Annotated in this window: 21 protein-coding genes; 7 read left to right on the top strand and 14 right to left on the bottom strand. The window is 66.8% G+C overall.

Features of this window, described 5'->3' with window-relative positions; translation table 11 throughout:
* Nucleotides 1-398: 398 nt before the first annotated feature.
* Nucleotides 399-1,082 carry a nitroreductase family protein gene (locus CPH63_RS11770; protein WP_157749491.1) on the top strand — a complete coding sequence of 228 codons (684 nt, stop codon included), beginning with the start codon at nucleotides 399-401 and terminating at the stop codon, nucleotides 1,080-1,082.
* A gap of 68 nt (nucleotides 1,083-1,150) precedes the next feature.
* On the opposite strand, the gene CPH63_RS11765 is transcribed toward CPH63_RS11770, so the two are convergent.
* The 12 genes from CPH63_RS11765 to CPH63_RS11710 form a co-directional block, all read right to left on the bottom strand.
* Nucleotides 1,151-1,360 carry a hypothetical protein gene (locus CPH63_RS11765; protein ID WP_096303132.1) on the bottom strand — a complete coding sequence of 70 codons (210 nt, stop codon included), beginning with the start codon at nucleotides 1,358-1,360 and terminating at the stop codon, nucleotides 1,151-1,153.
* A gap of 84 nt (nucleotides 1,361-1,444) precedes the next feature.
* Nucleotides 1,445-2,389, bottom strand: a complete 945-nt coding sequence (locus tag CPH63_RS11760) for a type II secretion system F family protein (protein ID WP_096303131.1) — start codon at nucleotides 2,387-2,389, stop codon at nucleotides 1,445-1,447.
* Complete coding sequence (locus tag CPH63_RS11755; RefSeq protein ID WP_096303130.1) at nucleotides 2,386-3,246, bottom strand: type II secretion system F family protein; 861 nt, start codon at nucleotides 3,244-3,246, stop codon at nucleotides 2,386-2,388. The genes CPH63_RS11760 and CPH63_RS11755 overlap by 4 nt, the downstream gene beginning before the upstream one ends.
* Nucleotides 3,247-4,515 carry a CpaF family protein gene (locus CPH63_RS11750; RefSeq protein WP_096303129.1) on the bottom strand — a complete coding sequence of 423 codons (1,269 nt, stop codon included), beginning with the start codon at nucleotides 4,513-4,515 and terminating at the stop codon, nucleotides 3,247-3,249.
* 150 nt (nucleotides 4,516-4,665) lie between these two features.
* A complete protein-coding gene (locus tag CPH63_RS11745) occupies nucleotides 4,666-5,109 on the bottom strand; it encodes a hypothetical protein (RefSeq protein ID WP_096303128.1) in 444 nt (147 codons plus the stop codon).
* Nucleotides 5,106-5,936, bottom strand: coding sequence for a hypothetical protein (locus tag CPH63_RS11740; protein ID WP_096303127.1), 831 nt, complete (start codon nucleotides 5,934-5,936; stop codon nucleotides 5,106-5,108). The genes CPH63_RS11745 and CPH63_RS11740 overlap by 4 nt, the downstream gene beginning before the upstream one ends.
* 18 nt (nucleotides 5,937-5,954) lie before the next feature.
* The gene (locus tag CPH63_RS11735) at nucleotides 5,955-6,674 is read right to left on the bottom strand and encodes a hypothetical protein (RefSeq protein WP_096303126.1); all 720 of its coding nucleotides are present in this window, start codon (nucleotides 6,672-6,674) and stop codon (nucleotides 5,955-5,957) included.
* Nucleotides 6,675-6,680: 6 nt separating this feature from the next.
* Nucleotides 6,681-7,121 carry a YbaB/EbfC family nucleoid-associated protein gene (locus CPH63_RS11730; protein ID WP_157749490.1) on the bottom strand — a complete coding sequence of 147 codons (441 nt, stop codon included), beginning with the start codon at nucleotides 7,119-7,121 and terminating at the stop codon, nucleotides 6,681-6,683.
* A 52-nt stretch (nucleotides 7,122-7,173) separates the two neighbouring features.
* Complete coding sequence (locus CPH63_RS11725; protein WP_096305100.1) at nucleotides 7,174-7,581, bottom strand: YccF domain-containing protein; 408 nt, start codon at nucleotides 7,579-7,581, stop codon at nucleotides 7,174-7,176.
* A 33-nt stretch (nucleotides 7,582-7,614) separates the two neighbouring features.
* Complete coding sequence (gene fmdA / locus CPH63_RS11720) at nucleotides 7,615-8,862, bottom strand: formamidase (protein ID WP_096303124.1); 1,248 nt, start codon at nucleotides 8,860-8,862, stop codon at nucleotides 7,615-7,617.
* 75 nt (nucleotides 8,863-8,937) lie between these two features.
* Nucleotides 8,938-9,231, bottom strand: a complete 294-nt coding sequence (locus CPH63_RS23425; protein ID WP_096303123.1) for an FmdB family zinc ribbon protein — start codon at nucleotides 9,229-9,231, stop codon at nucleotides 8,938-8,940.
* A gap of 16 nt (nucleotides 9,232-9,247) precedes the next feature.
* Nucleotides 9,248-10,912, bottom strand: a complete 1,665-nt coding sequence (locus tag CPH63_RS11710; RefSeq protein WP_096303122.1) for a hypothetical protein — start codon at nucleotides 10,910-10,912, stop codon at nucleotides 9,248-9,250.
* A gap of 255 nt (nucleotides 10,913-11,167) precedes the next feature.
* Between CPH63_RS11710 and CPH63_RS11705 the strand changes: the two genes are divergently transcribed.
* Nucleotides 11,168-12,724, top strand: a complete 1,557-nt coding sequence (locus CPH63_RS11705; protein WP_096305099.1) for an NAD(P)/FAD-dependent oxidoreductase — start codon at nucleotides 11,168-11,170, stop codon at nucleotides 12,722-12,724.
* Between the two features lie 25 nt (nucleotides 12,725-12,749).
* On the opposite strand, the gene CPH63_RS11700 is transcribed toward CPH63_RS11705, so the two are convergent.
* Nucleotides 12,750-13,157, bottom strand: a complete 408-nt coding sequence (locus CPH63_RS11700; protein WP_157749489.1) for an EVE domain-containing protein — start codon at nucleotides 13,155-13,157, stop codon at nucleotides 12,750-12,752.
* A gap of 96 nt (nucleotides 13,158-13,253) precedes the next feature.
* Here CPH63_RS11700 and CPH63_RS11695 point away from each other — a divergent pair, with 96 nt between their 5' ends.
* The gene (locus CPH63_RS11695) at nucleotides 13,254-13,841 is read left to right on the top strand and encodes a carboxymuconolactone decarboxylase family protein (protein ID WP_096303120.1); all 588 of its coding nucleotides are present in this window, start codon (nucleotides 13,254-13,256) and stop codon (nucleotides 13,839-13,841) included.
* Nucleotides 13,838-14,716, top strand: coding sequence for an RNA polymerase sigma-70 factor (locus CPH63_RS11690; protein ID WP_096303119.1), 879 nt, complete (start codon nucleotides 13,838-13,840; stop codon nucleotides 14,714-14,716). Before CPH63_RS11695 ends, CPH63_RS11690 begins: the two co-directional genes overlap by 4 nt.
* Before the next feature lie 21 nt (nucleotides 14,717-14,737).
* On the opposite strand, the gene CPH63_RS11685 is transcribed toward CPH63_RS11690, so the two are convergent.
* On the bottom strand, nucleotides 14,738-15,094 hold the full coding sequence (locus CPH63_RS11685) for an iron chaperone (RefSeq protein ID WP_096303118.1): 357 nt from the start codon (nucleotides 15,092-15,094) through the stop codon (nucleotides 14,738-14,740).
* Nucleotides 15,095-15,252: 158 nt separating this feature from the next.
* Between CPH63_RS11685 and CPH63_RS11680 the strand changes: the two genes are divergently transcribed.
* The 3 genes from CPH63_RS11680 to CPH63_RS11670 all read left to right on the top strand — a co-directional run bounded on the left by CPH63_RS11680 (nucleotide 15,253) and on the right by CPH63_RS11670 (nucleotide 19,920).
* Nucleotides 15,253-16,260 (top strand): GTP pyrophosphokinase family protein, encoded by a 1,008-nt coding sequence (locus tag CPH63_RS11680; RefSeq protein WP_096303117.1) that lies wholly within the window; start codon nucleotides 15,253-15,255, stop codon nucleotides 16,258-16,260.
* Nucleotides 16,261-16,290: 30 nt separating this feature from the next.
* On the top strand, nucleotides 16,291-16,647 hold the full coding sequence (locus CPH63_RS11675) for a hypothetical protein (RefSeq protein WP_096303116.1): 357 nt from the start codon (nucleotides 16,291-16,293) through the stop codon (nucleotides 16,645-16,647).
* 282 nt (nucleotides 16,648-16,929) lie between these two features.
* On the top strand, nucleotides 16,930-19,920 hold the full coding sequence (locus CPH63_RS11670) for a right-handed parallel beta-helix repeat-containing protein (RefSeq protein ID WP_172892204.1): 2,991 nt from the start codon (nucleotides 16,930-16,932) through the stop codon (nucleotides 19,918-19,920).
* Nucleotides 19,921-19,932: the final 12 nt, after the last annotated feature.

Genomic DNA, 19,932 nt, shown 5'->3' with positions numbered 1-19,932 from the left:
TATGTCCGTCCAGCCACCCCAGCTGCTCTGGTCCGGAGGAACCAGCCACGGACGTAGTAGAGAACACACCCGGAATCGAAACCTACAGTCCAGAATGTTTGTAAGCTCTCTGGCTAGAGGGGGCCCGGCATTTGTCGGGGATACGCCGGGCCTTCTCGCAGGGCCGGGATGAAGTCCAGGCGCCGGGCGGTGCGGCTAAGTCCTGTAGTCGCCAACCCGAGGGCGCGGGTACTCCAGGGAGGGGTTTGCCCGGCCTTGCGCTCACCGGGGAGGAGCCTGAGCACATCTGGGGGCGTGCTCGGCTTCTCCCTGCGTGACAACCGGGCGCCGGCTCGTCCATTGTGGTGGGGGCGGGCCGCGATAGCCGGCCACCCGACCACAATGGACTGGAGCTGGCTGTGGCGTCTTTCGACCGGGATTTCGAGCGGGTGCTCCGGACGGCGTTTGCCGGGCGGGAGTTCACCGATGAACCGGTGACTGATGCCGACATCGGCGCCATCCTGGAGCTGGCCCGCTTCGCCTCCAGCGGCGGCAACCGGCAGGGGTGGCGGGTGGTGGCGATCCGCTCCCCCGCGACCAAGACCGCGGTGATCGAAGCGGCGAACGGGATCGTGCGCAGCTATGTCGCCCAGGGCAGGCTCGGCGAGACGGCGTTCAACACGATCACCCCGACGAAGGTGACCGAGGACGACGTCGACGCCGTCGAGGAGGCGTCGCTCAGCTGGTATCGCGCGCTCGCCAACGCACCGGTGCTGCTGGTGGTGGGGGTCGACCTGCGACTGGTCTCCTCGATCGACGCGTCGCTCGATCGGGTCGGGATCGTCAGCGGCGCCTCCATCTACCCGTTCGTGCACAACATCATCCTGGCCGCCCACGCCCGTGGAATGGCCGGTGCATTGACGACCTTCTCGGCCGGCGCCGAGGCGGAGGTACAGCAGCTTCTCGGGTTTCCGGCGGAGGTCGCCATCGCCGCCGCGGTGCCACTCGGGTACCCGACGAAGCGCCTGACCAAGCTCTCCCGCCGGCCGGTCGAGGAGTTCGCCCGCTGGGAGCGTTGGGACGGCCCGCCGATCGTTAGCTGAGGCGCGCGCTGCTTCTGGCCGGACGTGGGGAGTTTTCTTCCCGGAATCCGGGAAGAAAACTCCCCAACCTACTTAGTTTTGTTGGTGACGGAGTCGATGGCGTCGCTCACCGCGGTGGTGATCTTGTCCTTGAAGAGGGCAAAGATCACCACGACCAGCCCCGCGGTCATGATCGTCACCATCACCCAGCCGGGCACGTCGCCGCGCTCCGGGTCGCTGCCGCGCACCCGCGCGTACGAGACGGCCACCCAGGCCCTCAGCAGATCGAAATCAATCATTCGTCATCTCCCCGTTCCTAACTTGCAGTGTCAATCGACAGTCCGGCCCCCCGGGCCAAATGACTCGGCCCGAGCGAATTGGTCCTAGTTGGTCAGCGACGTCAGCGTCGCCAAACCCGGATAGAGGGCAAAGATGACGGTGATCGGCAGCAGCAGAAACACCACCGGCACCATCATCGAGATCTCCTTCTTCCCGCCGGCCTCCAGCAGGGCCCGCTTCGCCACTTCGCGAACGTCCGCGGCCTGCGCACGAAGGACGTCGGCTAGCGGTGTGCCCCGCTCGATGGCGACGACGAGACCTTCGAGGAAGCGGGCGAAGACTTCGAGGGTGCTGCGCTCGGCCAACTCGGTCAGAGCTTTGGTGATGGGAAGGCCGGAGCGAGCCTGAGCCAGCGCACCGTCGAGGTCGGCGGCCAGTTCGCCACCGGTCAACCGGCACACTCGCTGCAGAGCGTTCACCGGTGCCTCGCCGGCAATCACCGACAGGGCCAGCAGGTCGGCCAGCACTGGAAACTCGGCCAGCATCCGGCTCTCCCGACGGCGCAGTTGCTGCGACAGCCACCAGTCACGACCGAATACACCGCCGGCCAATCCGAGCAGCGCGGCGCCGATGGTCAGAACGGGATCGACGCCCCCATGCGCAGCTCCCAGCAGGGCAACCAGCGTCGCCGTACCGATCATGCCGAGCGCGGCCCACACGACCTGCTCGATTCGGAACTCCTCGACGCTCATGCGACCGCCGAGTCCGGCTAGCCGACGGCGTACCGAGGCCGTCCCGCCGACGACGCGGTCGAGCATCGACACCAGGTCGCCGCCCAGCGGGCCGAAGAGCCGGCGAATGACCAGGAATGGCGCCGCCGTCGCCGACGGTCGCTGCAACAATCTGGATTGGACGGGCGTGTCCAACAGGTACGGCGCGAGGCGATCCTCCAGCCGCACCGGACGAAGCGGTGGCGCCGCCCGGACGGCGATGATGACGCCCGTCGCGAAGAGCAACCCGACCAATCCGCCAACCAGAATCGGGGTCATCGCAGCACCCGCGGCTCGGGCGGAAGCTGACCGATGCGCAGCATGATCCGGTACGCGGCCAGGCAAACCAGCGCGCCGATAGCCAGCAGTGCGACGCCGGTCGTGGAGTTGTAGGCCTGCAGCGTCGTTGATTCAGTGCCGAGCAGAAGCAGCACGATCCAGGGTGCCGCCACCGCCAGTCGTGCCGCGTTGACGATCCAGCCCTGCCGGGTCTCGAGTTCGGCCCTCGTGCGGGCGTCGGAGCGCAGCAGCTCCGACAGCGCCCGTAGCACGTTGCCGAGGTCATTGCCGCCAACCTCCCGAGCCACCCGAACCGTCTCGCACACCCGATCGCCCACCGGGTCGGCCAGATCAGCCTTGAGCACGTCGAGGCACTCCCCAAATCGGCCGGAGGCTCGGTAGGCCGCGCCGAACCTCGCGAACGGAAGACGCAGCGGCTCGGGCCCGCGAATCGCGAGCGCCGAGAGTCCCTCCGACAGCGACATCCCGGCCCGCACCGCCGAGGCCAGGTTGTCTATCGCCTCGGGCCAGAGCTCACGTAGCAAGACCTGCCGACGTCGACGCATCCGGCCGAGCACGGTGGTCGGGATGAAGAATGCGAAGACGGCGAACATCAGGGCTATCGATGCCGTCGAGGTGAGAATCGCGACGCTGATCCCGGCGAGCACCGAGCAGAGCATCTGGGCACCGAGCAGTTGCAGCGAGCCGACGCCCTCCACGCCAGCCTGGCGGAGCAGATCGCTGCGCCGACGCGTCCAGCCCGTAGTCGGTGCGGCGCGGCGAGCCGGCGCCCGCGAGCCGCTGCGCCAGATCAGCAGGAGCCCGACACCCAGCATCAGTCCGAGAAATGCTCCCACTCAGCTCACCCGCTCAGCCAATGACCGCGCCGTGCTGTGGCGACCAGCTGAACCGAGCAGCTCGGCCACATCGACACCGGCCTGCTCGAACCGCTGCAGATGTGGCGGGTAGCCGTCGCCCCGCTCCAGGCGGCCCCGCACCGACGTGAAGATGTCTGCCGTCTCGATCGTGTCACCCTCGATTCGTCCGGGAACGGCGACGATCTCACGCACCCGGCGGTGGCCGGATGCCTCCGAGCCGAGGTGCACCACGAGATCGACGCTCGTCGCCACCGTCGGCAGTACGAACGCGCCCGACACGTTCTCGCCGGCCAGCAGCGGGAGGGTGCACATCTTGACCAGGGCTTCCCGGGCCGAGTTGGCATGCAGCGTGCACATTCCTGGAAGGCCGCTGTTGAGCGCGATGAGCAGGTCGAGGCACTCCTCCTGGCGGACCTCGCCGACGACCAGCCGAGACGGACGCATCCGCAGCGCCTCTTTCACCAGTCTTCGCAGGGGAATCTCCCCGGTACCCTCCAGATTGGCCTGACGCGTCTGCATCGACACGACGTCCGGAAGACCCAGTTGAAGTTCAAAGACCTCCTCCACCGTGATGACCCGTTCGCGCGCCGGAATCGCAGCACAGAGGGCATTCAACAGCGTTGTCTTTCCAGCCTGGGTGCCCCCGCTGACCAGGATGTTCAGCCCGGCCACGACGCTGGCCTCCAGGAACCGGGCGGCCGCCGCCGGAAGCGCGTTGAGCGCGATCAGCTCGTCAAGGGTCGAGATTCCCCTTATAAACTTGCGGATGTTGACGGCCATATGGGTCCGGGTGATCTGCGGGATGACAACGTGTAGACGAGATCCGTCCGGGAGCATCGCGTCGACGAACGGGCTGGAGAGGTCCAGCCGGCGTCCTGAGGCCCGCAGCATCCGCTCGACCAGTTCGGCCACCTGCTCAGTGGAGAGGATGAGGGTGGTGAGCTCGGAGCGGCCGCGTCGGGCGATGAATACCCGCCCCGGCTCGTTTATCCATATCTCTTCGACCGTCCGGTCGTCCAGGAACGGCTGCAGCGGCCCGAAGCCGGAGACCGAGTCGAGCACTGCGCGCAACAACGCGGCCGGGTCCCCGAGCGGTGGAAGCGAGGACGTGACGGAGCGATCCAGATACTCGCCGATCACCTCTTCGACGAGGCGACGGGTGGTGGCCGGTTCGACGATCGGGTCGATGCCCCGTCGCTGAATGAGCTCCCGAACCTCGTCCTCGACGATGCTCTGCCCAGACGCCATTGCCCCTCCCCCCGCGGCTAGCCAGCAGCCTCTGCGTATCGCGTTAGAGGCGCACGCTATACGACTACACAGCGAAGCCAAATGACGATCACCACAGCTGTGGATAGAGACCGGATCGCCTAACAACTACTTGACGTGGCCGTTCGCTGACTACCGGCCCTCGGGCGGGCTTGCCGGCAGCGGGGCCAGCGGTGGCAGGAGTTCTCGGAAGCGGGCGAGCGTCGCTTCGCTGAAGGCGTTCCCCTCGACGAGCGGTTCGATCACCGCCGCGTACTCCTCGGCCAGATCGTTGAGCAAGACGTGCAGGGGTGAGATGAATTTCTGCATATTCACCGGCGCATCGTCGAGCGGACGCCCATTCGACACGATCGCCTCGATGGTGCCGGCGAACCCGTTCGCGTCCCCGCGCTGCATCACCCGGCCGAGCGCGGCCCAGCGCTCGTGCAGGCGGGCGGCCCGGAAGTCCGCCCAATCTAGATCGGCGGCGGTCGGCGCGACACTACGCAGTTCATCGACGGCCTGCACCACCGCCCGGGCCTTGCCGACCAGCCGTTCGACCCCATCGGCGGTGATGCCGCCCGCTGCTGCCGTCACGGTGTACTCCCTCCCGGCATCGGGGCGATCACCCAATGCCCGTTCTCGCCACTGACCGACCCGCGCGGAATCCAGATCTGCTGCGCACCGCCCGGCAGGTAATGCGAATCGTCTCCGCCCGAGGCGTACTGGGCAGCGACCTCACCCTCCCACACCCGGATCGGCTCGGTCGGGGTATAGGCGACCACGCCGTGGTCGCCGTTCCACTCGTTCAGTACCGCATAGTCTGACCGCAGCTCCGACTCGCTGGCCGGGGGCGTCCGCGACCAGAAGCCACCGGTCGGCCAGGTCCCATCGCCCACCACCCGGTAGATCGTCTCCCCCGGCTGCACCGTCGTCGGCGCGACCGGACCATTGAATGACGTCAGGTCCTCGCGCGTCGGCACCGGGCGATCGCCCGGATCGGAGACGAGGTGACGGGCCGACGGAGGTCTTGATCCCGCCACCGCCTCGGCCTCCAGGTCAGACGACGGCGGTTGCAGGTAGGGGTACTCCTCGGCTGAGAGCGGCCGCCCCGGGTTCGGCAGGTCGGCGGCGTCGGCCAGGTCGTGACGGAGATTCGCTCCGCTGCTCGGGCCGGCCGACGAAGTTGTCGGAGCGGGCGCGTCAGCACCGTGCGGGGCGCGGACACTCCCGTCGCCGCGAGCGGCATCCTCGAGTTCCCGGGCCGCCTTGGCATCGTTCTCGACGTGGCTGGCCGCCGAGCGCTCCAGGTTGTCGGCCGTGGAATGCAGCAGCCTCCGCTCGGCCCCCTTGGCGCCCTTGCCGAGTGCTTCGACGACCTGTTTGGCGGCGTTCTCCAGCGCCCGGACGATCTCGTTGCTCATTGGAAGCTCACTCGAAGCTCACTCGAAGCTCATCGACGCGGCGGTGACGGTGAAGGCATCGGCCTGGCCGGCGAAGGTCTCGGCCTGCTGACGGATGGTGGCCGCGTACGCGCTCACCTGCTCCGGGACTATCTGGAACGACGCGCCGGACCCGCCGCTGACCCCCAACGCGGAACTGACACCTCGGTACACCAGGCCCTCGGCGGCCTGCTCCACCTTGACCACCAACGGTCCGACCGCAGCCTCGATGACGTGGGCGACGATGAATTGGACGAGCTCCTGCTCCAGGAACTTCACCAGCTGGCGCCCCTCCAGCTCGATGAGGGCCAGCGCCGCCTCGGCGATGCCGAAGGTCGCCACCGCGGCTACCTGGTCGGCCACGAACTCGGCGGCCAGCACCACCAGCTCGGCGATCGCCTCCACCTTCATCCCGATGACGACGTCAGCCGCCACACCCATTGAGCCGGCAACGACTGAGCACCCGTCGATCAGTTCAGTGAGGTGGGTGCTCGACATCTGGCCCCAGGTAGCGAGGAGCTGCTCATAGCTCGCACCCTGGTAGGCCATCCCGAGGTCACCGATGATGGAGGTCGCGCTCTGATGGGTGCTCTGCAGATCGTGCCCGAACTGAGCGACGTGCTCGCCGAACTCACGAACCTTGTCCTCGTTGACGTTCGGCCACATGATCCCGATGAAGTTGAGGAAATCCGCGACCGGGCCCGGTAGTTCAATCGCCATCGCGCGTCACAGGCCTCGCCCGCCGTAGCCGTCATCGTGATCGTCATCGTCGTTGTCATCGGCTACGTCACCGGGCTTGGGCGGCGCAGCCTGGATGAGTTCCTCGATCTGACGCTGCAGCAGCGCGACCGGCTCGGTAGCCTCCCCCACCGCAGCGGCGACCTTGGCCGCCGCGTCGCGCAGCACGGCGATGCGGGCGTCGTTCAGGGTGGCCAGCACGGCTGCCGCGAGTTCGGTGGAGGGAAGGTCGCGGCTGGCCGGCCCGAACTGGATGGCGGTCAGTACCCCGGCCGGGTTCACACTCAGGGTCACCGAACCGTCCGGGCTGCTCGCCGACGCCGTGGTGTCGACCAGCGCGGCTCGGGCCTGCTCGGTCTGTGCGTGGAGGGCGGCGATGCGCCCAGCGAAGGCAGAGACCGCGTCGCGCCCATTCGTAGCCTCCGTCACCGAAGGAACGTATCCCGCGGCTTCCGGCCCCGTCAAAGTCCGATTGTCGTGCTCAGTCGACCGGCACGGGCCGGTAGACGCCGATCGAGTCGGTGGGCACGATCTGTCGTCCGAGCGGGAGCAGGGAGATGGGGACGAGCTTGAAGCTGGCGACGCCGAGCGGGATTCCGATGATCGTGCAGCAGAGCAGGATGCCGGTGATGATGTGCCCGAGCGCCAGCCAGACGCCGGCCACGATCACCCAGAGAACGTTGCCGATCGCCGATCCGACGCCGGCATCGTCGCGACGAATCACCGTCCGCCCGAACGGCCAGAGCGCATAGCTGGCGATTCGGAACGAGGCGATGCCGAACGGGATGGTGATGATGAGCAGGCAGCAGATCACGCCGGCCACCACATAGGCGATCGCCATCCAGAAGCCGGCAAGCACCAGCCAGATGATGTTCAGCAGCGTCTTCACCACATCACCATCTCACGAGCGCGTGCGGCGCGACTATGACGTGAGTGCGCACGCCCCTCGGTCGCCCCACTGCGGCCCGGCCGCGGAGGGAGTGATGTCGAAGTCGAAGATCTGAGTCGGCAGGTAGAGCGAACAGCAGGCGTTGGGGATATCGACTACGCCGCTGATCCGACCCTCGATCGGCGCCGAGCCCAGGATCAGATAGGCCTGCTCGCCGGAGTAGCCGAACTTCTTCAGATACTCGACCGCGTTGAGGCAGGCCCGTTTGTAGGCCAGGGTCGCGTCCAGGTAGTGATTCGTGTCGGTGTCATGATCGACCGAGATGCCAATGAAACTAAGGAACTCCGAATACCTCGGCTCGACTCGTCCCGGCATGAAGATCGGGTTCGTGGTTACCCCGTAGGTCTGCATGCCTCCCTTGATCAGGTCGACGTGGAAATCGATGAAGCCACCCATCTCGATGGCTCCGCAGAAGGTGATCTCGCCATCACCCTGGCTGAAGTGCAGGTCGCCTCCGGAGAGCAGCGCGCCGGCCACGTGAACCGGGTAGAAGACTCGCGACCCCCGGGTGAAGTTCTTGATGTCGTGGTTGCCGCCGTTCTCCCGGGCCGGGACGGTGCGGGCCCCTTCGGCGCCGACGCGCTCCATCTCGGCCCCGGTCAGCGTTCCAGCGAGCGTGCCGACGGGCTCCGGTGGCAGCGCGAGATCGGGGACCCGGGTGGGGTCGGTGGCAATGAGCGCACGTTCCCGGGCGTTCCAGCGGGCCAGCAGTTCCGCCGACGGAGCGGTCCCGAAGAGACCCGGGTGGGTGATCCCGGTGTAGCTCACGCCGGGGATGTGCCGCGAGGTCGCGACCTGTCCGTGAAAGTCCCAGATGGCCTTGGCCGCGTCTGGGTAGTAGTCAGTGAGGAATCCGCCGGCGTTGGACTTGGCGAAGATGCCGGTGTAACCCCAACCCTGCCCCGGCGCCGGCCCGACCTCCTGCGGCACCGGGCCGAGGTCGAGAATGTCCAGCACCAGCAGGTCGCCCGGCTCGGCACCTTCGACTCCGATCGGGCCGCTCAGCATGTGCGCAACCGTGAGGTCGACATCACGCACGTCATTGGCCGAGTCGTTGTTGCCGATCTGATTGTCGGTCCATTCCTTGCACTCCATCCGGAACTCGTCTCCCGGCTTCACCCAGGCCACGGCCGGAATGTCGGGATGCCAGCGGTTGTGACCCGGGACGGTCTGATCCCGCATCGACTTGGACTGATCCACCGAGAAGACAACTTCGGGCACAGGGAAACCTTTCGATCGGTTGGGGAGAAGTCGGTTGGAGGGAAGACGGTTGAAGAGAAGACGCGCCCTTACCGCTCAGGGCCGAGGCAGCGCGGGCAGGTGCGGCTTAGCCCGCAGCGGCGACCGCTCCCCGCCCTTGTGCGGGGTAGCGGCTCGTCGCACGACCTGCGGTTGGTCGCGGCTCGCCTCCTCGGGGCCGCGTGCGGTGGCGAGGCCGGTCGGCGTGCGGGCCACGCCCGGCGCTCGGAACACTCGAGGTGAGCGCTCCGAGCAGACCGGGCAGCGAACCGGCGCTGATGTCTCGGCCGATATCGGAAGGGAGAGCCGAAACTCAGCACACGACGGGCATCGGAACTCGTAGATCGGCACGGTGGGGCCGCGCGATCTACCGCGCCGCTTCGGAGGCCGGCGGTGAGCTGAGCTGGATCAGCTGGGCGTCGGCCTTCTTGCACATGTCATGACACTTCTTGTCGAGGCTGCAGCAGAGTGAACAGATCGGACCGTTGTGGAATGGGCAGTTCGCCATATCCGGCCGTTCGAAGGACGTCGTGCAGACGCTGCACTCGAGGGTGACCGCAGAGAGCTGCCCGTCCACCATCAGCGGCTCGGCCAGGGTGTCCTCCCGCGCGATGTAGTACTTCCCCTTCGTCACGACGGCCAGCAGCGGTGAGAGGACGAAGGCCAGCGCCAGCGCGATGAAGGGCGAGAAGGCCTGCGGGTAGGCGCCGAACCAGTTGTAGAAGGCCATGATCGACACGGTCGAGGCGACCACCATCGACCCGAAGCCGACCGGGTTGAAGTTGTACAGGTGGGCTCGCTTGAACTCGATTATCGGTGGACTGAGACCGAGCGGCTTGTTCACCACCAGGTCGGCGACGAGGGCACCGATCCAGGCGATGGCAACGTTGGAGTAGAAGCCGAGCACCGTGTTGAGGAAACTGAAGACGCCCATCTCCATGAGGGTGAGCGCGATGCCGACGTTGAAGAAGATCCAGACGACCCGACCGGGGTGGTAGTGCAGCACCCGGGAGAAGAAGTTCGACCACGACAGCGACCCGGAGTACGCGTTGACGACGTTGATCTTGATCTGCGACAGCACCACGAAGAAGACGGCCAGGCCCACGGCACCGGTGGTCATGAACGCGCCGAAGCCACCGATGTACTGCTCGATGGGCTCCCCCGCCTTGGTCAGGCTGACGCCCTGGGCCGCGACATAGAAGGCCAGGAAGGCCCCGCCGAGCTGCTTGGCCGCGCCCAGGATGACCCAGCCGGGGCCGGCGGCGATAACCGCCGTCCACCACTTCTTGGCATTCGCAGTCGTCTTCTGCGGCATGAACCGCAGATAATCCACTTGCTCACCGATCTGGGCGATCAGCGAGAGGGCGACGCCCATTCCGAGACCGAACCCGATGCCGCTGAAGTCCGAGCTGCCGTTGTTGCCGGAGAAACTCGTGAAGTCAGAGTATTTGCTCGGCTCGGTGAAGGCGATGTAAACGAACGGGGCAAACATGAGGATCAACCAGACCGGTTGCGTCCACACCTGCAGCTTCGACATCGCTGTCATTCCGAAGACCACGAGCGGAATGACGATCAGTGACGCCAGGATATAGCCGAGCGAGAGCGGCAGCCCGAATCCGGTATTGAACGCCTGGGCCATGATCGAGCCCTCAAGGGCAAAGAAGATGAAGGTGAAGCTGGCGTAGACGATCGAGGTGAAGGTCGAGCCGAGGTATCCGAAGCCGGCCGCGCGGGTCAGAAGGTCCATGTCGATCGAGTACTTGGCCGAGTAGTAGGCGATCGGGACCGACGTCAGGAAGATGACGAGCGCGGCAACCAGTACCGACGCGAGCGCGTTGGTGAAGCCGTGGGTGATGGCGATGGAGGCGCCGATTGCGAAGTCGGCTAGATAGGCGATGCCGCCGAGTGCCGTGGTAGCGACCGTGAATTCGGTCCACTTCCTAAAGGACTTTGGAGCATACCTAAGGGAGTAGTCCTCAAGAGTCTCGTTGTCGACCATCGAGTTGTAACTGCGAGCTACCTGCTTCTCCATTGCCGAGTGCGGCAACGAGGGCGGAACGACGGGTGGTGGCGGAACTTCTGAGATATCCGAGGACATTGCAATCTCCTTCTGCGCGCTGCGACGGTCGCGCTATCACGTCAATACGAGGCTCACTTGGAACGGCGGTGATATCCGGTTCAAACCGAGCACTCGGTAAGCGGAAGAATGGCGAGAGCAAATTTCTGCGGCGCGCAATTCCTATTACCAGTGAGTAACGGTCTGCTCACGGCGACTACCGTGAACGTCATGGCCGACGTTCAGCAAGCACCCCACTCCGACGGAACTCCGTCCGCCACCGACGTCTATGACGTGATCGTGATCGGCGGTGGGCCACCGGGCGAAAATGCGGCCCAGTTCGCGATCCAGGGCAGCGATCGAACCGCCGTGATCGTGGAGCGTGAACTCGTCGGCGGCGAGTGTTCGTACTGGGCCTGCATGCCGAGCAAGGCACTGCTGCGGCCGCTCGACGTGCTGGCCGCGGCCCGGGCCCTCCCCGGTGTCGCCAGCCTGGTCGGCGACCAGGCCGTGGATGCGACAGCGTTGCTGGCCCGCCGCGACGACTTCACCAGCCACCACGACGACTCGTCGCAGGTCGAGTGGGCCAGCAACAACAACATCGAGGTCGTACGCGGCCACGGCCGCCTGGCCGGGACCAGGAGCGTCACGGTGACGGCCACCGACGGTTCGGTGCGAACACTGACCGCCCGGCATGCCGTGGTGCTGGCCACCGGGACGTCGGCCGCTATCCCGCCGGTGGCGGGACTGGGCGACGCACTGCCCTGGACGTCACGGGACGTGACGAATCTCCATGAGATTCCCGGACGAGTCGCCATCATCGGCAGCGGCGTGGTGGCCTGCGAGTCGGCCACCTGGCTGAGCGGACTCGGAGCCGAAGTAACGATCATCGGCATGTCGGACGGGCCGCTGGAGAAGGACGAGCCCTTCGCCGGCGAGCTGGTCGCCCAGCGGTTCGCCGAAGCCGGCGTCGTGCTGCACAACGCCGCCACCGTCGAGGGCATCCGGCGCTCCGACCCGGCCGCGCGCGGCGAGGGGCACCTACACGGCGGTGTCGTCGAAGTGAGCTTCACCGGCCAGTCGATCGCCGGACAGACGATCGAGGTCGACGAGGTCGTGGTCGCCGCCGGGCGCCGCCCCTCCAGCGACGACCTGGGCCTGGCCTCGGTCGGCCTGGAGGAGGCCGTCCGCGCGAACCGGGGTTTCGTCGAGGCCGACGACCACCTGGCGGTCCTCGGGCTGACCGCGGCCGCCGACGAGGCTCCCTGGCTCTATGTCGTCGGGGATCTCAGCGGAAGGGCACTGCTCACCCACATGGGCAAGTACCAGGCCCGCATCGCCGGGGCGGTCATCGCGGCCCGAGCCGAGGGCAGGTCGCTCGACTCCAGTCGATTCCGTGACCTGGCCGACCACAATCGCATTCCGCAGGTCACCTTCACCGACCCGCAAGTGGCGTCGGTCGGGCACACCGAGGCGAGTGCCCGCGACGCCGGAGTGGATGTGGAGACCGTGGAGTACGACCTCGGCGCCGTGGCCGGGGCCGCCCTCATCCGCGACGGCTACCGGGGACGGGCCAAGCTAGTCATCGATCGGGCGGCCAACGTGATCGTGGGGGCAACTTTCGTCGGCCCCGAGGTGGCCGAGCTCATCCACGCCGCGACCGTCGCCGTTGTGGCCGAGGTGAATCTGGAGCATCTCTGGCACGCGGTTCCCTCCTTCCCGACCATGAATGAGGTCTGGCTTCGCCTACTGGAGACGCTGGACACGCAGCGCCGCTCGACGAAGTAGCCGCCCTGGGTGCCCGGTGCCGGAATCAGCCGGCCGGAACCAGCTTCCAAATCAGTTCGGCATCGGCATTCGGCAGTTCGAAGAAACCGAATCTGAGGCGACTAGTCGGGAGCAGGTCACGCAGCTCGGCCAACTGGATCGGTTCGATCTCGCGTAGCGCCGCGCGCCGCCGGAATCCGCCGGGAATCACGGGACTCGGCTCGGGTTCGGTGCCGGTGACGGTTCCCACGATGGTGATCGCCCGCAGCGGCTCGCCGTCGGGAAACGCCGTCTTCGCCGAGTACACGAGGAGACGATCACCGGCGTTCATTCTGGCCAACGGTGCGCGCTTGCCGTGGTTGGCCATGATGAACCCGTCGGCCACGCCGCGCCGGGCGTGATCACGAGCGGCCACAACCACCCATGTCCGGACGACGCTTGAGGATGAAGTCACGGCAGGCAGCGTATCCCGGAAGCTGCTCCCGCAGCGGGTGTCACATTCTGCGCCTCGTCGGTGTCTTGATGTTGACACCAACCCTCAGGAGGAACGTTGAGTACCACCCGCATTCCCAAGGCAGAGATCACCGGCGTCTACGGGGCGATCGCGAAGCGGTTCAGCAAGCGACTGCTCGGCCGCGTGCCCGAGCCGCTGGGCGTCTACTGGCACAACCGGCCCGTGTTGAAGGCAACCATGGGCATCGGCGCGAAGGCGCAGAAGTGGGACGCCTGCGACGAAACCCTGAAATCGTTCGCGCATATGGCGGTGGCGGCCCAGATCGGGTGCAGCTGGTGCCTGGACTTCGGCTACTTCCAGGCCTTCAACTCCCACCTTGATCTGGAGAAGGCCCGGGAGGTACCGCGCTGGCGTACGTCTACTGTCTTCACGCCTCTGCAGCGGCAGGTGATGGGCTACGCCGAGGCGATGACCGAGACTCCGCCGACGGTGACCGATCAGATGGTGGCCGAGTTGCTCGGGCAGCTCGGGGAGGCTGGGACGGTCGAGCTGACCGCGTTCATCGCGCTGGCCAACATGAACGCCCGCGGAAACGTGGCGCTCGGGATCGAGTCCGAAGGCTATGCCGACTCCTGCGATCTGAAGCCGCTGGCCGCACGGCCTGCACTACCCTCTGCTTCATGACCGACGATCCGTTCGTCGCCCACCGCAGTCTGCTCTTCACCGTCGCCTATGAGCTACTCGGATCTGCGGCCGACGCTGAAGACACGGTGCAGGAGACGTGGCTGCGGTGGGACGGGATCGGCGCGGCCGGACGGGCGGCGGTGATCGACCCGCGCGCCTATCTGGTGCGCGTGGTCAGCCGGCAGGCGCTCAACCGACTGCGCACCATGGCCCGTCGCCGGGAGGAGTACGTCGGCGAGTGGCTGCCCGAACCACTGCTGACGACGCCTGATGTGGCCGAAGATGTCGAACTGGCCGAGAGCGTCTCCATCGCGATGCTCACCGTGCTCGAGACGCTGACACCGACCGAGCGGGCGGTGTTCGTGCTGCGCGAGGTGTTCGACCTGCCCTTCGACGAGATCGCCGATGCGACGGGAAAGTCTGCGGCCTCTGTGCGCCAGATTGCCCACCGGGCCCGATCGCATGTCGCCGCTCGTCGACCGAGAATGGAAGTGGACCGCGCCGAACAGCGGCATGCGGTGGACCGGTTCCTGGGCGCCCTGCAGAGCGGCGACCTGCAGGCGCTGATGGACACCCTCGCCCCCAATGCGGTTCTCATCGCCGACGGCGGGGGAATCGCCGACGCGGTGCGTCAGCCGGTGATCGGCGCGAAGAAGATCGCCAACCTGCTCGGTGGATTCGCCCGCGTCGCTCCGAACGCGGTCATCGAGCAGTTGCTACTCAACGGTGCGCCCGGTGCCCGTGTGCTGCTGGACGGCACGGTCGACACCGTCATCGGATTCGAGTTCCAACTGGGACGCATCAGCCGGGTCTACGCAATGCGCAACCCGGAGAAACTACACCGGATGAACGAGCTGACGAGGCTCAGCCGCTGACGCTTCGTCACCTCGTCGGGTTCAGATCTCCAGTCCGAGTTCGGCCGCCCGCACCGTGACCAACTTGCGCACCAGCTCCGCCGGGAGCGCTTCGTCGAGCGGGAAGTGCAGTGATCCCTTGGTCTGGGTGTACCCGGCGAGGTCGTCTTTGAGCTGACTCAAGACCGATCCGCTATGGGGCAGATAGCCGAGGTGATTCTTGAAGGCCGCGAACCCGACGACCGTCTTCCCCTCCACCTTGAAGGCCGGCATCCCGTAGGAGATGCACTGTTCGGCGTCGGGGATGACGGTGAGAATGTCGCGCCGCAGCTGCTCGAGCGTGTCCCGCTTCGGCTCGGGCACACCGGCGAGATAACTATCGATATCGGAGGCGGTCATCTACCCAGTCTGACAAATCCGGACGCCTAGCTGAAGAGAAACCAGGCGCCGATCCCCGCTCGGGCGGCGCCTCGACATCGCGGCCGGCGCAGCGCCGACGCGTCGGATCAGGCACCGGCCTGTATCGAAATCGAGCCTCGGTAGGGCAAGGTTGCCCCATGACCTCCCGATCCCTGCCTGGTAAACAGACGTCGGACGAGCCGGTCCGCCACGCAGTGCGCACCTATGCCGCGATTCAGCCCGAACTGCACGCGATCACTGACCGGTACGTCGCGATCATCACGACGGTGCTCGACGACGCCGGCATCAACTATCTGAGCATCACCAGTCGAACGAAGGGCGTGGCCTCGTTCGCGGCGAAGGCGGTCCGATCGTTCGACGGGACTCCGCTCTTCTCCGACCCGCTGACCGAGATCACCGACGTGATCGGCGTGCGAGTCATCACGTATCTGCAGAGCGACGTCGTCGCGGTAGCCCAGTTGTTCGCCGACCAACTGACGATCATCGACGACCGCGATCTCGGCGAGGAGACTGCGCGCGACGGGCGCTTCGGCTACGCCAGCCGGCACCTGCTCATCTCATCGCCGGCCGTTCCCGAGCGCCCAGCCTCGGTACAGGTGCGCACCGTGCTTCAGCACGCGTGGGCGGAGTTCGAACACGACATCCGCTACAAGGGCACCGTGCCCGCCGAGCTGGCCCCGGACCTGGAGCGGCGGTTCACCCTGGCGGCCGGGTTGTTGGAACTGGCCGATCGTGAGTTCACCGAGATCCGCGATCAACTTCAATCCTCGGCTGCGGCGCGGCGCCCCGACTTCGACCCGGCCGACCCGCGCATCAGCCCACAGGAATTGACCACTTTTCTTGCCTCTCAGTACCCCGAGGCGGGGTGGTCACGCACCGACCACTACAGCTGGATCTCCGGGCTGCTGCTCGAACTGGGCATTACCTCACTCGACGAACTCGGCGGCCTGCTCACCTCGGTTGACATGGATGCGCTGATCACCCGGATGGGCTACCGGTACCCGGCGGGCGCGGTCCGCCGCCTGGATGACGCGCTGCTGGCGGTCTTCGGCGAACGGTACGTCCGTCTGACCGGCAACGCACACCGGATACCGCTACTGACCAGCCGCCTGGAGAAGCTCTCCGGACGGGCCAGCATCGACTGAAACTGTCCAACCTGAACTGGAGAGGCAGCCATGAGCAGCCCGGTAAGTGCGGTAGCCCGCGACGACGGCGAGACCGTGGGACAAGTGCGGCGGCACGTCGACGGCGACAGGTGGGTGCCGGAGACCCTCTTCGGCGGGGTGCTTGGCCCGGCCACCGAATATGACTCGGCGTGCTCGGTCGTCCTCAGTCACGGAATGTCTTCACTGCTGCAGCCCTGGTGGATGAACGACGGCGGCTCCTGGGAACAGGTGGAGCTCGTCGAGATCCGAGCCGACCGCGTCCGCGTACGACCGTGGAGCCCGGGCAACCTGGCCGTCGGGGCCGGCTCGGGCCTCGGACGCTGGGTGGATCCGTCCGAGGTCCCGCTCGCCCTCAAGAGGCCGTGACCGCCGTCGGCAGTCAGACGTCGAGGCCTTGTGATGCTGGCCACAGCGATCTACGGTCGACTTGGGCGCGTGCGGTAGTCACGCCATTACTCATGAGCGACCGACGGCAGTTCAACGCTTGCTTGTGCGTGAGGGAGGGAACACATGGTGGTCAACGGGGCAAACCCCGGCGGGCCTCAGGTCCGCCGACGACTCGCTCGTCTGGTAGTTGCTTTCGTTGGCGTGTCATCGGCGCTGGTCGTATTTCCCGTCGTATCTCCGGCCAGCCACAGTGGCGCAGCCGTGCCGGCACTGAACATCGTGGTGCCCAATGCGGACACGGTGAAGATGGCTTGGGTGGGGCCGACCTCGCGCCGCCCCAAGGATGCATCGCTGCTGACTCTGCAGTCGGCGCTGAACCTCGCGGCGGCGGGCGACACCGTGTCGTTCGACGTCGATGACTACATCTTCGCCAAGCGCCTGACCGTGCCTCGCCGGGTCGAACTCACAGCGGCGAGGCCGTCGACGCTCTTCGCGCAGCTCACCGTCACCGGTGGCGGCCTCTCCGATGCCGCCAACGTGATGCTCGGTGTCTCGGCCACCGGGGCCGCCGTGACCGTCTCCTCCAGCGACGCCGTGCTTGACGGGATCACTGTCGTCAACCCGAACGGGGTGCTGCGCCCAACCGGAATCCAGTTGGGCGCCACGGCCACTGGGGTAATCATCAACGATTTCCAGATGGATGGCGGCGACCAGGCCTCGTCCTACGGCGTCAACCTCACCACCGGATCGGCCACCATCAACGACGCGAATGTCGCCGGTGTCGCCACCGGGGTGGTGGTTACGGCCGCGTCGACCGCGACCGGCATCGCCGTCGTCGGCGGCAAGTTCAGCGCCCAGAACGTGGGCATCGCCCTCGGTGCCGCGAGCAGTCCGACGATCTCGTCAGTGACCGTCACCGGCACCGCGACCGGTACCGGCATCGACCTGGCCAACTCCAGCGCCGCTCATATCACCTCGCCCGTCGTCACCGACTTCGCCCGGGGAATCGCGGCGACGCCGACGAGCACGGCGACCGGACCGACCATCACCGACGCGACGGTCACCGGAGCGAACCGCGAAGGCATCGCCCTCGGATCCACGACCGGCGCTACCCTCACAACTCCGACCGTGATCGGGGACGACACGGCTCAGTCGATCGGAATCCAGCTCTACAGGGCTTCCGGCGTGACCCTGAACCGGATAACGGTCAGTCGCTTCGCCTACGGCGTTTACACCAACATCGCCGACACCGGCACGGGTCCCAACGTCATCTCCCCGGTCGTCAGCGCGGTATCCCTCGGCGGAATTACGCTCGGCTCAACCCAGGGCGCCACCATCACCCGGCCGCACATCACCGGTACCGGCAGCGGAACCGGCATTAACACCATGAACGCCGGTCGGGTAACGATCTCCGACGCGCTCGTCACCAACTTCACCAACGGCATCGCCGCGCAGTCCAACATCGACCCCACCTCGGACCGCGTCAACTACTCCCTCACCAACATCGACGTGAGGACCGCGACCACCGGTTCGACCGCGATCTCCCTGCTCGGCACCGTCAACGCGACGATCACCAATGTCACCGCTGACATGCCGGGCACCGGCATCGTCCTGCATGAGACAACAACGACGAAGGCAGAGCACATCATCGTCACCGGCCATGCCGGAGTGTCATCGACGACCGGGGCCGCCATCCTGAGGGCCTACGACTCGACGGCCATCACGGTCAACGACTCCTCCATCGACGCCGGCTCCTACGGTGTTTTCTTCTCCTCATCGGACAACGCCACCATCACCGACGCCCGCGTGTCGGGCGTCTCCGAATACGCGCTCTACGGCCGCAGTGTCTCCCACCTGAGCGTCAGTGGATCGACGCTCACCAACAACGCGGCGGTGGGCAACCTGGTCGTCACGACCGCCGGCTCCGGCATCAGCCACGACATCAACATCCACGACAACACCATGACCGGCAACACCCGCGGCCTGAACCTGTACACCGGCACCAGCAACGTCACCTTCGCGCACAACACGGTCTCCGGTCAGCGGTATGTCGTCTCAGCGGCCCCGGCGCACGGCGTCACCATCGCGAACAACACCATTACCCAGACCGGCGCGACGGACGAGGCCGCGGTCATGGTGACCCCGCTCTATGAGGACGGTGACCACCCGGGTTCCTACTCCTCGTCCGGCATCACCGTCTCCGACAACGTCTTTCACGGCGACGGCACCTGGGTGCAGGTCGGTTCGCCGGACGCCTCGACGCCGGACGCCGCGCGCCGCACGGTGAGCACCCCCGTCCTGGTCATCGGAAACACCTTCCCCGGCGCATCGACGGCGATCCGAACCTTCGCCAATGCGGTGGAGGGTGAGGACAGCGCCGCGGCGGTCGCGGTCGCCGCGGCCCGTCGCGCCGTGACCGGACCGGTGGCGGTGGATGCTCGCGACTACGACGACCCCAATGACTGGGGCTCGCCGTGCCGGGCGACCGGGTACTTGGACGGGGAGCTCGTCTATGACGGGCAGGGCGCCATCGTTGACGAGCTCACCGATGCTCTGGTCCTCTACCCGACCAACTGCATCACGCTCTCCCTCGTCGAGGCGCTGACCGGCCCCACCGGCACCGTGTACCACGTCGGGGACATCGTTACCTGGACGCTCACTGCGCACAACGGCGGACCACGCTCGGCGCCGGCCGGCTGGTCGATCACCCCAGTGTTGCCGACCGGCGTGACGCTGGAGTCGATGACCGGCGCGGGGTACAGCGTCACCGGTCTCACCGCCGTCGCAGCCGAGGAACTCCCGGTCGGAGCTGACGGCCCCCCGCTGACTGTCCACGTACGCATCATGTCGGCCCCGTCCGCGACGGCCACCTCCAAGAACGTGGCCTATGTTTCACCGCCGGCAGCGGCCGACGCCACCGACACTGACGGCGATGGGTACGTCGACAGCACGCTCGAGTACGTCAAGCCGCTGGTCATCCCCACCCTCACGACGGACACCGACCAGTCGGTCACCGACAACGACGCGCAGGGCTTCTGGACCGTCGCCGGCGTAACACCGACGCCGACCCCCACGCCGGCCGCTGCCGGGCCGGACGACTCGCTGGCGTTCACCGGCGGGGTCGACAGCGCCACCGCGAGCTCACTGGCTGATACCGGCGTTCCTGTCGCCGCGCTCGCCGTCGCAGCACTCGCAGCCGCCCTCGCCGGGACGCTGCTCATCGCATACCGCGCACGCAGACACTCCAGCTGAGAGCCTTGTTCG

Origin of the sequence: Jatrophihabitans sp. GAS493 (genome assembly GCF_900230215.1) — a bacterium.
Taxonomy (GTDB): domain Bacteria; phylum Actinomycetota; class Actinomycetes; order Mycobacteriales; family Jatrophihabitantaceae; genus MT45.
Note: the sequence above shows the minus strand (reverse complement) of the source record. Positions and strands in the feature narration are given on the sequence as shown.